The 13,718-nt window shown below is 33.0% G+C and carries 11 protein-coding genes; all 11 read left to right on the forward strand.

Annotated features, from left to right (window positions below):
• The first annotated feature begins 334 nt into the window (after positions 1 to 334).
• Positions 335 to 2,281 (forward strand): threonine--tRNA ligase, encoded by a 1,947-nt coding sequence (thrS, locus tag ACFSR1_RS08190; protein WP_378291432.1) that lies wholly within the window; start codon positions 335 to 337, stop codon positions 2,279 to 2,281.
• Between the two features lie 78 nt (positions 2,282 to 2,359).
• Entirely contained in the window at positions 2,360 to 2,875 is a 516-nt protein-coding gene (gene infC, locus ACFSR1_RS08195) for a translation initiation factor IF-3 (protein ID WP_298549095.1), read from the forward strand.
• Positions 2,876 to 2,942: 67 nt separating this feature from the next.
• Entirely contained in the window at positions 2,943 to 3,140 is a 198-nt protein-coding gene (rpmI, locus tag ACFSR1_RS08200; RefSeq protein WP_027394180.1) for a 50S ribosomal protein L35, read from the forward strand.
• A gap of 119 nt (positions 3,141 to 3,259) precedes the next feature.
• Positions 3,260 to 3,604: a 50S ribosomal protein L20 gene (gene rplT / locus ACFSR1_RS08205; protein WP_219010935.1), complete on the forward strand. Its 345-nt coding sequence runs from the start codon at positions 3,260 to 3,262 to the stop codon at positions 3,602 to 3,604.
• A 362-nt stretch (positions 3,605 to 3,966) separates the two neighbouring features.
• Complete coding sequence (locus ACFSR1_RS08210; protein WP_378291434.1) at positions 3,967 to 6,756, forward strand: PAS domain-containing hybrid sensor histidine kinase/response regulator; 2,790 nt, start codon at positions 3,967 to 3,969, stop codon at positions 6,754 to 6,756.
• Between the two features lie 33 nt (positions 6,757 to 6,789).
• A complete protein-coding gene (locus ACFSR1_RS08215) occupies positions 6,790 to 7,599 on the forward strand; it encodes a TrmH family RNA methyltransferase (protein WP_378291436.1) in 810 nt (269 codons plus the stop codon).
• Between the two features lie 60 nt (positions 7,600 to 7,659).
• Complete coding sequence (locus ACFSR1_RS08220; protein ID WP_378291438.1) at positions 7,660 to 8,892, forward strand: M48 family metallopeptidase; 1,233 nt, start codon at positions 7,660 to 7,662, stop codon at positions 8,890 to 8,892.
• Positions 8,893 to 9,028: 136 nt separating this feature from the next.
• On the forward strand, positions 9,029 to 11,236 hold the full coding sequence (locus tag ACFSR1_RS08225; protein ID WP_378291440.1) for a RelA/SpoT family protein: 2,208 nt from the start codon (positions 9,029 to 9,031) through the stop codon (positions 11,234 to 11,236).
• An 84-nt stretch (positions 11,237 to 11,320) separates the two neighbouring features.
• Positions 11,321 to 11,788, forward strand: coding sequence for a Fur family transcriptional regulator (locus ACFSR1_RS08230; protein ID WP_027394175.1), 468 nt, complete (start codon positions 11,321 to 11,323; stop codon positions 11,786 to 11,788).
• Positions 11,788 to 13,059: an adenylosuccinate synthase gene (locus tag ACFSR1_RS08235; protein ID WP_378291441.1), complete on the forward strand. Its 1,272-nt coding sequence runs from the start codon at positions 11,788 to 11,790 to the stop codon at positions 13,057 to 13,059. Before ACFSR1_RS08230 ends, ACFSR1_RS08235 begins: the two co-directional genes overlap by 1 nt.
• Before the next feature lie 169 nt (positions 13,060 to 13,228).
• Positions 13,229 to 13,714: a DUF1203 domain-containing protein gene (locus tag ACFSR1_RS08240; protein ID WP_378291443.1), complete on the forward strand. Its 486-nt coding sequence runs from the start codon at positions 13,229 to 13,231 to the stop codon at positions 13,712 to 13,714.
• Positions 13,715 to 13,718: the final 4 nt, after the last annotated feature.

Consider the following 13,718-nt stretch of genomic DNA (forward strand, 5'->3'; position numbering starts at 1 on the left):
TTTGCGGGTGCAAACATACAACCCTTTTTCAATCCAACAACAAAAAATTAAAAGTATTTTTTAAAAAAAATATAAAGATTTTATAATACACTCTAAACAATAAACTTACACCAAGAAAAAAATATATTAATACCTAAAAATTAAACCAAAACAACCTCTAAAGTGACTACGATATCGATCCTTAATATATAGTATCACAAAAAACTTTAAAACATAGAATTCTTAATAGATACCAATGACAACTAATAACCTTCAATATTTTAATAAATGTACACTGTATTTATTGTGAGGATTTTATTATCGTATTATCTTTGCCTCTTTAATTAGAAAAATAATGATCAAAATTACGTTACCAGACGGTTCGGTTAGAGAATACGATAGCAGCTTAACTGTTATGGATGTAGCAAAAGATATAAGTGAAGGTTTTGCCCGAAATGTTATTTCGGCTAAATTCAATGAAACTATTGTAGAAACCTCAACAGAGTTAACAACCGACGGAAATCTAGTTTTGTTCACTTGGAGAGATGATGATGGAAAAAAAGCATTTAGACATTCTACTTCACACGTTTTAGCACAAGCTTTAGAAGAGTTATACCCAGGAGTAAAGTTATCTATAGGTCCAGCGATTGACAATGGATTTTATTATGACGTAGATCTTGGGGACCAAAGCATATCTGAAAAAGATTTTAAGTCAATTGAAGATAAAATGCTTGAAATTGCCAGAGGAAAGCATGAATTTAAAATGAGATCGGTTTCCAAAGATGATGCTTTAGCTAAATATAAGGAAGAAGGTAATGAATATAAGGTTGAATTAATTGAAAACCTTGAAGATGGAACTATTACTTTTTGTGACCACGACACATTTACAGATCTATGTCGTGGAGGACATATTCCTAATACCGGACTCATAAAAGCTGTCAAGATTATGAGTGTTGCCGGTGCTTACTGGCGAGGAGATGAGAATAATAAGCAACTTACCAGAGTTTATGGTACTTCTTTTCCAAAGCAAAAAGAACTTAAAGAATATTTAGAATTACTCGAAGAAGCAAAAAAACGAGATCACAGAAAACTAGGAAAAGAATTAGAATTTTTCACCTTTTCTCAGAAAGTAGGTCAAGGATTACCTCTGTGGCTACCAAAAGGAGCAGCTTTGCGTGAAAGACTAGAACAATTTCTAAAGAAAGCTCAGAAAAAAGCTGGTTATGAAATGGTAGTTACGCCTCATATTGGACAAAAGGAATTGTATGTTACATCAGGCCATTATGCAAAATACGGAGAAGATAGTTTTCAGCCAATAAATACACCTGCAGAAGGAGAAGAGTTCTTATTAAAGCCTATGAACTGTCCGCATCACTGTGAGATTTACAATAGTGGACCTTGGTCTTACAGGGATCTACCTAAACGATATGCTGAATTCGGTACTGTCTATAGATACGAGCAAAGTGGTGAACTTCATGGACTTACGAGAGTACGTGGATTTACACAAGATGATGCTCACATATTTTGTACTCCTGATCAACTAGATGAAGAGTTTAAAAAAGTAATAGATCTTGTACTTTATGTATTTGGGTCTTTAGGTTTTGAAAATTTTACAGCACAAGTATCGGTAAGAGATCTAGATAATCCTGAAAAGTACATCGGTGATGTAGAAAATTGGGAAAAAGCTGAAAATGCAATAATAAGTGCAGCCAAAGATAAAGGTCTTGATTATATTGTTGAAACCGGTGAAGCCGCTTTTTATGGTCCAAAGTTAGACTTTATGGTCAAAGATGCTTTGGGTAGAAGTTGGCAATTAGGAACCATACAAGTAGATTATAACTTACCAGAACGTTTCGATCTTGAATATAAAGGGAGTGACAATGAGATGCATAGACCTATCATGATCCATAGAGCACCTTTTGGAAGTATGGAAAGATTTATCGCTATTTTGCTAGAACATACAGCGGGTAACTTCCCGCTTTGGTTAATGCCTGAACAAGTTATTGTTCTATCAATCAGTGAGAAATATGAAAAATACGCTGAAAAAGTTTTAAATTTGTTAGAAAATAACGAAATTCGCGCCCTTGCGGATCATAGAAATGAAACTATGGGCAAGAAAATAAGAGAAGCAGAAATGAAAAAAATTCCTTACATTGTTATTGTAGGGGAACAAGAACAAAATGATAATACTATTTCAGTAAGAAAACATGGTGGAGAAGATGTTGGAGCAATTAGTATTGAAAAGTTTGCAGAAATAATTACAGAAGAAATCAATAGAACGTTAAAACCGTTTAACGGATAATATAAAATAATTAAGTTTAATTTAAATCTTTAAGTCATAGCAATAAGAAGAAGAAGGTCTCAGAAACCACTAAGAGTAATTAAAGAAGATGCTCACAGAATCAATCATAAAATAAGGGTTGATGAAGTACGTCTTGTAGGCGACAATGTAGAAGTTGGTGTTTACCCAACCAAAAAAGCACTAGCACTTGCTGAAGAGCAAGAACTAGATCTTGTAGAAATTTCTCCAAAAGCGGTACCTCCTGTTTGTAAAATCATGGACTATAAAAAGTTCCTGTACGAGCAGAAAAAAAGAGACAAGGCTCTTAAAACCAAAGCCACCAAAGTCACTATAAAGGAGATTAGGTTTGGACCAAACACTGACGAGCACGATTACGAGTTTAAGAAAAAGCACGCAATTAAGTTTTTGAGTGAAGGAGCTAAATTAAAAGCGTATGTCTTCTTTAAAGGACGTTCCATAATCTATAAGGATCAAGGGCAAATTTTGTTATTAAGACTTGCTCAGGAATTAGAAGAGTATGGTAAGGTAGAGCAAATGCCTAAACTAGAGGGTAAGCGTATGATTATGTTTATTGCTCCAAAAAAAACTAAATAATAAAAACTTCTTTATATGAAGAAGTTCTAAAGATAATAAGTGAGATTATTATAAAAACAAGGATACAATGCCTAAAATGAAAACAAAATCCAGTGCTAAAAAGCGTTTTAAGCTTACCGGTACTGGTAAAATCAAAAGAAAGCACGCTTTTAAGAGTCACATTTTGACAAAAAAATCTAAAAAGCGTAAGCTAGCTTTAACGCACTCTACATTAGTGCATAAAAGCGATGAAAATAGTATTAAAGAACAATTACGTTTGAAGTAATCGCTTTTTAATCAGGTTAAAATTATTATAAACCCAGGAGTTGGGCCTTTAAAAGAATTCAGAATTCAGAATTGCAAATTCAGAATTATTGAATCGCCTACTACTAAAAAATTTAAATTATGCCAAGATCAGTAAATTCTGTTGCAAAAAGAGCTAGAAGAAAAAGAGTTCTTAAGCAAGCAAAAGGTTACTTCGGACGTCGTAAAAACGTTTGGACAGTAGCAAAAAATGCAGTCGATAAAGCAATGTCATATGCTTATAGAGACCGTAGAAACAAAAAAAGAACTTTCCGTGCTTTATGGATCACTCGTATTAATGCAGGTGCACGTTTACACGGTATGTCTTATTCTCAATTTATGGGGAAAGTAAAAGCTAATAATATCGAATTGAACCGTAAGGTTCTTGCAGATTTAGCTATGAACAACCCTGAGGCTTTTAAAGCGATTGTAGAAAAAGTAAAGTAATTTTTAATAATATATTCTCTCACTTATAATGAAAACCCACTTTTACGAGTGGGTTTTTTTATTGCCATTCGTCGATAAAAAATGTATTTTATCGTTAAAAAATCCCTTTTTAACGATAAAAATAAAAGATGATTGACATTTTTTTACTACATTTGTCCGAGCTAAATATAAAGGAAAGCCAAAATATAAGGTAGTATACTATTGTAAAGTATGTATAAACCATATTCTGCCACCTGTTTTTTAACTCTTTTTTTAAAACGTGTTTTTTTTGGGGAAAAACAAAGGTTCATCAATTACCTGTAACTCTAATTTTTAGTATTAGATATTTACAAAACGGATGTAACTGATAAAAATAATGCCCCATGATCCAAAATTGGTTTAAAACTCTACCCAAAAAGAGAAAATCTAGGCTCCCTTCAAATAGGGAAGAAAAGGATATCTTGCACCTTATACACTTCTTGTGGAATGAGATTGATACAAAAACCAATACATCAGCAATAAAAGCCCAAATTGATGTTTTCACTAAACTTTCTTTTGAAAACAAAATCAAATCGCTACCCGAGATATATTTATTTTTAGAAGATCATTTAATTGAAAAAAATATAATTCGTAAGCATACAAAACGAAAATTAAGAGATAAAATACGAACAGCTTATCCTTCGCTATCTAACTATCCAAATTTTGCTCCTATACTATTAGACCTTAAACGGCAAGAACTATCCATCTGTAAGATATTTCTATCTAGAATAATTGAAAAATCTTTGGAATTAATCGGTGTTTTTAATGATCCTGATTTAGACAGCATAAAAATAGATTTGGACGCTTTTGACAATGCTTCTTCTATAGATATAATAGAGGGAAGAAAGAAATTATTAGAGTTTTCTTCAACAATATTCTCAAAGATGAAAGAGAATTTGGGAGAGAATGCAATTACCAACTTATATCTAAATGCATATAAACAACATTTTCAGTCCTATCACCTACTCGATTCTTTCACAGCTACATTAAATGTAATCCCCGAAGAGATTTTCGCAAAGGAACTTATAAATTTTCCTAGTAAACAGCAAATGCTCAAAATGCTTCAAAAGCAATTGCATAGCCTGGAAGAAGTTAATGAAAGACTTACTAAAGAAATTATCGAACGCAAAAAAATTGAAGATGATCTTAAACACAGTGAACACCTAAAATCCAGAATATTAGATACTGCATTAGATGGCATCATCCTAACAGACAAAAATGGTATCGTACTGGATTGGAACAAGCAAGCAGAAATCATTCTAAGAATAAACAAACAAGAGACAATAGGTCAGAGCATCTATTCTCTTGTTCCCTATAAATTAAGACAAGAATTACAGAATAGTTTTGAAAATTATATAAATACCGGAGAAGGACAGTTAATTAACAAAAGAGTAGAAACTTCGGTTCCTCTAAGAGATGGTACCATTGTATATGTAGAGCTTACCATAATAGCGATTAAAACCAAAGACGATTATTTGTTTAATGCTTTTTTTAGAGATATTACCAATAAGAAGCTTATTGATAATGAAATCAGGGAAGCAAAGGTTTTTGCAGAAAAATCCGCAAAAGCAAAATCGATATTTCTCTCTAATATGAGTCACGAAATTAGAACGCCATTAAACGTTATTTTAGGACTTACTGGCATTCTGCAGAAAGGTGGATTTTCCAACCCTGAAGCAGATAAAGCGAATCTGGATGGTATTCAGTTCTCGGCAGAAAATCTTCTAGTACTAGTAAATGATATTTTAGATTTTTCTAAAATAGAAGCAGGAAAACTTACTTGGCAAGAAACTGATTTTAACATACATGAACTGATTAATAATATTTCAAGAGGGTTTAAAATTAAAGCAGACGAGAAAGGACTTACCTATAAAACCGTTATAGATCCTACTCTACCTAAATTTATTGTAGGAGATCAATTCAGATTAAACCAAATTCTGACCAATCTTTTAGGGAATGCCATAAAATTTACTCACAAAGGTGAGGTTGTTATTAGTGTAACCGCAGAAACAAAAGAATTAGACGTGATCGCTATAAAGTTTTCTGTAAAAGATACTGGTATTGGTATACCAAATGACAAACTCGATAATATTTTTAGTAGTTTTTACCAGGTCCACGAGCCCGGAAAACATAAAATTGAAGGAACTGGATTAGGACTTTCTATTTCCAAACAACTTATAGAATTGCAAGGAGGTATTTTGCAAGCCGAAAGCACTCCAAATATTGGTTCAGATTTTACGTTTTCTATAGAATATAAGAGAAGTAAACTTACCACATTAAAAAGTATTTCCAATTCAAACATCACAACCAGGTTTCCGCAATCCATTTCCGGAATGAATGTATTAATCGTAGAAGATAATAGAATGAACCAATTCTTTATCCAGCAATTATTTTCTATTTGGAATATTAACGCAGATATTGCCGAAAACGGAAAAGTAGCTCTTCAGAAACTTGATCATATGAACTACGATTTGATTTTAATGGATATGCATATGCCGATAATGGATGGACCAGAAACTGCTATGTATATCAGAAATCATGAAAATCCAAAAATTAAAAATATCCCTATAGTAGCTTGTTCTGCAGACGTATTCCCTGAATCCAAAAAGACGGCTATGGATTCTGGAATGAACTTTTACCTAACAAAACCCATTAGAGAAAAAGCGTTAGAGGAATTATTATTTAGCTTAAAACCTTATTCAAATAAACAGGAAATAATAGCACAATCTTATACAAGTTTCACCCAGGAAATCATTGATGATAATGATCAAAAATTATGTGATTTCTCCGGATTACACCAAACATTTTCTGGTGATAATGAAATCATTCAATCTGTACTTGAAATGTTCATAGAAGAAACTCCACAAGATTATAATAAATTACAGGCGGCGGTAAAAGATCATAACCTAATAGCGACTTCAGAGCTTGCTCATAAACTAAAATCAAGTTTTAAGACAGTGGGACTATCAGAACAAGCACTTGTTCTTCAACAAATGGAAAAGTACGGAAAATCAAAACAAAATTCTGATTCTATCGTAGCACTAATGCAGGAATTAGATCATTCTTATTCATCTATCATTTCAGAAATTAAAAATGAAATTAAAAATTTAGTTTCTTTGAAAACTTTAAGTTAAACATTTCATATTTCTCTGGCTATATTTGCATTTATGCATACACAAATTACCAGCCATCAAAATCCTAAAATAAAACGCTTGCATCTGCTTAAGGAGAAGTCTAGAGTGCGTAAAAAAGAGAATCGTTTTTTTATTGAAGGTAAACGCGAAATAATCCTAGCTATTTCTGGAGGATATCGACTAGAACAGATATATTATTGTGCTTCTATTATTTCTAAAGAAGAGGTTTTACGAATTACAGAAACAAGTAATAATCAAATTGAGTTTTTTGAAGTTACCTCGGATATTTATCAAAAGCTTTCTCATCGATCTACAACCGAAGGTGTTTTGGGAATAGCGTTCTCAAAAGAAACCTCCCTGAATAACCTAGACCTACATACTAACAACCCCTTAATACTGGTTGCAGAATCCCCAGAAAAACCTGGAAATATCGGTGCATTACTTCGTACTGCCGATGCAGCAAAAGTGGATGCTTTTTTAATTGCCAATCCCAAAACAGATATTTATAATCCAAATATTATTAGATCGAGTGTAGGTTGTGTCTTTACAAATAAAATTGCTTCTGGTACTACAGAAGAAATCATTCGTTTCTTAAAGGAAAGAAAAATAAATATTTACGGAGCAGCATTACAATCTTCTGAAAATTATTACACCCAAGATTATAATAAACCTACTGCAATTGTCGTTGGTACAGAAGATAAGGGCTTAACCGATGAGTGGTTAAAAAACACTACACAAAATATTAAAATCCCCATGAGTGGTGTTATAGATTCAATGAATGTTTCAGTAGCTGCAGGAATATTAATTTTTGAAGCAAAACGACAACGTGATTTTGTTGTCTGATACTTAAAAAATCATTAACTTTCTAAAACCTACAAATCCCAAAGCTACAAACCTATACAAATGACATCAAATTTGCTCTTTTACCTATTGATTGCTATTATCATAATAGTATTTCTGATAGATTCTTTACTAGATATTCTTAATGCCAGGCACTACAATAACAATATACCGGAAGAACTTTCTGATGTGTATCCAGAGGATGAATATCAAAAATCAATAGCTTATAAAAAAGCTAACTATAAATTTAAGATGGTTTCTTCATCCATTTCTTTATGCATTATGCTATTGTTCTTTTTTCTGGATGGTTTTGCATGGGTAGACAAAATCGCAAGAAGTTTTTCGGATAATTCTATTGTAGTAGGTCTCATATTTTTTGGTATCATAATGATTAGCAGTGATATTTTGTCGACACCCGCATCGTATTATAGAACTTTTGTTATAGAGGAAGAATTTGGATTTAATAAAACTACAGTCAAGACATTTTTTATTGACAAAATAAAAGGAATTATTATGATGATCCTGGTTGGTGGAGGATTATTAGCTTTAATTATTTGGTTTTACGAGATTACGGGAAATTATTTTTGGGTGTACGCCTGGATATTGATTTCAGTTTTCACACTAGCCATGAATATGTTCTACGCGAAACTTATAGTACCTCTATTTAATAAACAAACACCTTTAGAGCCTGGAGAACTAAGAGATACTATCCAAGAATATTCTAAAAATGTAGGATTTCAGCTAAAAGATATTTTTGTTATCGATGGATCTAAAAGAAGTACTAAAGCAAATGCATATTTTTCTGGTTTAGGTAGTGAAAAGAGAATTACACTTTATGACACCTTAATAAAGGATTTAAATAAAGAAGAAATTGTTGCAGTACTAGCGCATGAAGTTGGACATTATAAGAAAAGGCATGTCATCATTAATCTTCTTTTATCCATTCTGCTTACCGGAGTAACCCTTTGGTTTTTATCACTTTTTATAGCAAATCCTCTTCTCTCTGAAGCTTTAGGAGTAGAAATACCCTCATTTCATATTGGATTGGTCGCATTTGGAATTCTGTACAGTCCAATATCAGAGGTTACTGGTTTGATAATGAATGTTGTTTCCAGAGCATTCGAATACCAAGCAGATGATTATGCAAAAGACTCTTATAATGGTGAAGCGCTGATTAACAGTCTAAAAAAACTATCAAAAAACAACCTTAGTAATTTGACTCCACATCCCGCTATGGTATTCATACATTACTCACATCCAACGCTTTTACAGAGGATCAAAAATATAAGAAAATAAATCCAACAGCATAGACTTGGTCATTACAATTCTTAGTTGTATTTTTATCTATAACTCGAAGTTAAGACGAAGGTTTTATGTATCGAGAAGTCACACAATGAGATAATAAAAGGGCTTTCTAAGAAAACTTTATAGTATGACTGAAGCCGCTATAGAAGAGGAAAACAAGCAAATTGCCAAGCAATATAAAGAATTGCTTCGTATTAGTTATCGAGATCTAAGCAAAGATGATAAAAAACTAATACGACAGGCATTTGATATTGCCGTAGATGCGCATAAAGACCAACGACGTAAAAGTGGAGAAGCCTACATCTTCCACCCTATAGCTGTGGCTAAAATCGTAGCCAGTGAAATTGGGTTGGATGCAACCTCCATTGCAGCTGCATTATTGCATGATGTAGTAGAAGATACAGAGTACACACTGGTTGATATCGAGCAAATGTTTGGAGAAACTGTTGCTCGTATAGTCGATGGACTTACAAAAATCTCTTCTTTAAAAAAAGATAAAGATATATCCCTTCAGGCAGAAAACTTCAGAAAAATGTTACTTACCCTTAATGATGATGTTAGGGTAATTATTATAAAAATCGCCGATCGTTTGCACAATATGCAAACTATGGACTCTATGCGTCCTGATAAACAAGTAAAAATTGCCTCAGAAACCTTATACATTTATGCTCCATTAGCGCATAGGATTGGTCTTTACAATATCAAAACTGAGTTAGAAGATTTAGGTCTAAAATACACAGAACCCGAAGTATACAAAGATATACTTGAGAAAATAAAGGAGAGCAAGGAAGAACAAGATGCCTACATAAAAAGATTTTCTGATAAAATTAAAGAAGGGCTTGATAAAGAAGGGCTTGATTATGAAATCAAAGGTCGACCAAAGTCAATTTTTTCTATCAGGCGTAAAATTCTAAAGCAAAATATCTCTTTTGAAGAAGTCTACGACAAATTTGCCATTCGAATTATCTACAAAGCAGATGATATTGAAAACGAAAAATTCGTAGCCTGGAAAATTTATACTATTGTAACGGATTATTATCGCCCTAATCCAATTAGACTAAGAGATTGGATTTCACAACCCAAGTCTACTGGATATGAAGCATTGCACATTACGGTAATTGGTCCGGATAGTCAATGGGTCGAAGTTCAGATACGTAGTGAACGAATGCACGAGATTGCCGAAAAAGGATATGCAGCGCATTATAAATACAAAAACACAGAAGAAAAGCAGGATCAAGGTCTTGATGGTTGGCTAAACAGACTGCAAGAAGCATTAGAAAACTCTGAAGCAAATGCAGTAGATTTTGTAGAAGAGTTTAAACTTAATCTATATGCTAAAGAGATTTTTGTTTTTACCCCAGAAGGTGACCTCAAATCCTTACCTAAAGGGGCAACAGCATTAGATTTTGGGTTTAGTGTACATACCGAAGTGGGTCTCCGTACCAGAGGTGCTAGAGTAAATAACAAATTGGTTCCTTTAAGTCATGAACTTCAAAGCGGAGATCAGGTAGAGATCATCACTTCCACCAAATCAAAACCATCCTCTAACTGGTTGGATTATGCGACCACAGCTAGAGCAAGGTCAAAAATAAAATCTGCTTTACGTGATGAAAAGAAACAAATTGCAGAAGAAGGAAAAGTAGTGCTTAAACGTAAACTACGTTCGCAAAAAATTACGATGAGCGAAAAAGTAGTGAACGAGCTTGTATTATATTTCAAGCTAAAAACTAGCCAGGATCTATTTTACAGAGTGGGTATCGGTACCATTGATAATCAAAAAATCAAAGAATTCGCTACCACTCGCAGTAATGTATTTATGAATTTTATTAAAAATAAAATTCGAAGAGGAAATGCAAAAGATGTTAACAAAGATGAGATTACGTCTAAGTATGACTTGTTAGTTTTTGGTAAAGATTCTGAAAAACTAGAATATAAATTATCCAACTGTTGTAATCCGATTGCCGGAGATGACGTTTTTGGGTTTATTACGGTAAATGAAGGGATTAAGATTCATAAAAAAGATTGCCCTAATGCATTACAACTGCAAAGCAACTATGCATATCGTATTATTCAAGCTAAATGGATAGACTCCAGTCAGGAAGAATTTAAAGCGGTTATAAGACTCAATGGAATTGATAATATAGGTGTTGTTAATGAAGTGACTCAGATCATATCAAACAATATGCATCTGGCTATTTACAATATGAATTTTGATACCAATGATGGAGTTTTTACCGGTAAAATTACCGTAGGCGTTAAAAATAAAAACACCTTAAAAACAGTCATTCAAAATCTATCCAAAGTAAATGGTATTGATAAAGTGGTAAGAGAATAAATCATTCATTTTTTTCTGAATAACTATTTATAAATTGGTCTCTCACTAATAAAAAAATAATGTAAATTTGCTTTTTAAAGCATTATGAGTACCAAAACAACTACGCAAAACGATCAAAACATCGTTAAAAATGTGTTTACTAGTTTTCTAGAGGAAAATGGTCATCGAAAAACACCTGAGCGCTACGCTATACTCCAGGAAATTTATGAAAGCGAAGAACATTTTGATATAGAATCCCTTTATATCAAAATGAAAAATAAAAACTATCGTGTTAGTAGAGCAACTCTTTACAACACCATAGAACTTTTGCTAGATTGTAAACTAGTACGTAAGCATCAGTTTGGTCAAAGTCAGGCACAATACGAAAAATCATATTTCGACAGACAACATGATCATCTTATTCTAACGGATAGTGGTGAAGTTCTGGAGTTTTGTGATCCCAGAATACAATCCATAAAAAAAACAATCGAAGAAATTTTTGATGTAGAAATCACCAATCATTCACTGTATTTCTACGGAACTAAAAAGAAACCAACTAATCAAGAAAACTAATGGCGGTAAACTTATTACTTGGTCTTCAGTGGGGAGACGAAGGTAAAGGAAAAATTGTAGACGTTCTAACAAAAAATTATGATATTATAGCTAGATTCCAAGGCGGACCAAACGCCGGACATACATTGGAATTTGATGGTATTAAGCACGTATTACATACGATTCCAAGTGGAATTTTTCACGATAAAGCAATTAACTTAGTAGGAAACGGTGTTGTTATCGATCCGGTAATCTTCAAAAAAGAATTAGATAACTTGGCTAAGTTTAATTTAGATTATAAATCAAAGTTAGTCATATCCAGAAAAGCACATTTAATATTACCTACTCATAGAATTCTTGATGCGGCATCAGAAGCCTCAAAAGGAAAAGCAAAAATTGGTTCTACTTTAAAAGGTATTGGTCCAACTTATATGGATAAAACCGGTAGAAATGGTATCCGCGTAGGAGATCTGGAATTAAGTGACTGGAAAGAGCGTTATCGTAATCTAGCCAATAAACACGAAGCGATGATCGATTTCTATGATGCAAAAATAGAATACGATCTGGAAGAACTAGAAAATGAATTCTTTGAAGCCATAAAAACTTTAAAATCTTTAACTTTTATTGATAGCGAAGAATATTTGTATCAGGCACAAAAGGAAGGAAAAAAAATATTGGCAGAAGGAGCACAAGGATCTTTATTAGATATTGATTTTGGAACATATCCTTTTGTAACATCTTCCAATACAACTGCTGCTGGAGCTTGTACTGGATTGGGAGTGGCTCCCAATAAAATTAAGGAAGTATTTGGTATTTTTAAAGCGTATACTACTCGAGTAGGTAGCGGACCTTTTCCGACAGAATTATTTGACGAAGACGGAGAAACGATGGGACGTGTAGGTAATGAATTTGGTGCTACTACCGGAAGAGCTCGCAGATGCGGATGGTTAGACCTTGTTGCTTTGAAATATGCTGTACATGTAAATGGAGTAACACAGTTAATGATGATGAAAGGTGATGTACTAAGTGGTTTTAAGACCCTAAAAGTATGTACTGCTTATAATTATCAGGGAAAAACTATCACTCACCTACCCTACAATATCGAACCAGAAAATGTAACTCCGGTGTATACAGAGATGAAAGGTTGGTCAGAAGATCTTACCAAAATGAATGATAAGTCACAATTCCCTAAGGAATTAAATGACTACATCGACTTTTTGGAAAAAGAACTAGAAACTCCAATCACTATAGTTTCTGTTGGACCTGATAGAACACAGACAATTCATAGATAAGTTTTACTTACCAATAATATTAAAATTACACTCCTCAAACATACTATGTTTGGGGAGTTTTTGTTTCATATAATCATATTAAAAATTTAAAATAGCAGATTAAGCAAGAATCGGATTGCATTGAGATTCCTTTTAAATGAACTTTGTGACCAAATAAAAGTATATTCAAATGAATCGCATACAACATGATTTTCAGGTTAAGGCTATTAACCAAAATACAATCTCTCCACTGTTTGAATTATCTGATTCAGAATTGGTAAAACAGAACGTTATAAAACTAGTAGTAGACAAAAAACCCGGATTTCCATGTCGCGTAAGCTTGGAAGACGCTAATATTGGAGAAGAAGTACTATTATTTTCATATCGACATCACGATGTTGATTCACCATACGAAGCATCCGGACCCATTTTCGTTCGCCAAAAAGTAAAAACTGCAACTCTAAAAGTTAATGAAATTCCGGCCATGCTAACAGATAGGCTTCTGTCCGTTAGAGGGTATGACAAGAATGCTATGATGATTGATGCCAAAACGGTACACGGAACTACCTTATTCGATACCATTCAACATCTATTTAATGATTTAAAAATAGTATACTTACATATCCATAATGCCAATCCCGGTTGTTATAATTGTAAGGTGGATCGAATAAATTAAATTA

The organism is Aquimarina rubra (assembly GCF_042684305.1).
In the GTDB taxonomy this organism is placed as follows: Bacteria; Bacteroidota; Bacteroidia; order Flavobacteriales; family Flavobacteriaceae; genus Aquimarina; species Aquimarina rubra.

Excerpts from the sequence above, each read along its gene's own strand:
- thrS (WP_378291432.1), top strand. The coding sequence starts at position 335 with ATGATCAAAATTACGTTACCAGACGGTTCGGTTAGAGAATACGATAGC.
- rpmI (WP_027394180.1), top strand. The coding sequence starts at position 2,943 with ATGCCTAAAATGAAAACAAAATCCAGTGCTAAAAAGCGTTTTAAGCTT.
- rplT (WP_219010935.1), top strand. The coding sequence starts at position 3,260 with ATGCCAAGATCAGTAAATTCTGTTGCAAAAAGAGCTAGAAGAAAAAGA.
- ACFSR1_RS08210 (WP_378291434.1), top strand. The coding sequence starts at position 3,967 with ATGATCCAAAATTGGTTTAAAACTCTACCCAAAAAGAGAAAATCTAGG.
- ACFSR1_RS08215 (WP_378291436.1), top strand. The coding sequence starts at position 6,790 with ATGCATACACAAATTACCAGCCATCAAAATCCTAAAATAAAACGCTTG.
- ACFSR1_RS08220 (WP_378291438.1), top strand. The coding sequence starts at position 7,660 with ATGACATCAAATTTGCTCTTTTACCTATTGATTGCTATTATCATAATA.
- ACFSR1_RS08225 (WP_378291440.1), top strand. The coding sequence starts at position 9,029 with ATGACTGAAGCCGCTATAGAAGAGGAAAACAAGCAAATTGCCAAGCAA.
- ACFSR1_RS08230 (WP_027394175.1), top strand. The coding sequence starts at position 11,321 with ATGAGTACCAAAACAACTACGCAAAACGATCAAAACATCGTTAAAAAT.
- ACFSR1_RS08235 (WP_378291441.1), top strand. The coding sequence starts at position 11,788 with ATGGCGGTAAACTTATTACTTGGTCTTCAGTGGGGAGACGAAGGTAAA.
- ACFSR1_RS08240 (WP_378291443.1), top strand. The coding sequence starts at position 13,229 with ATGAATCGCATACAACATGATTTTCAGGTTAAGGCTATTAACCAAAAT.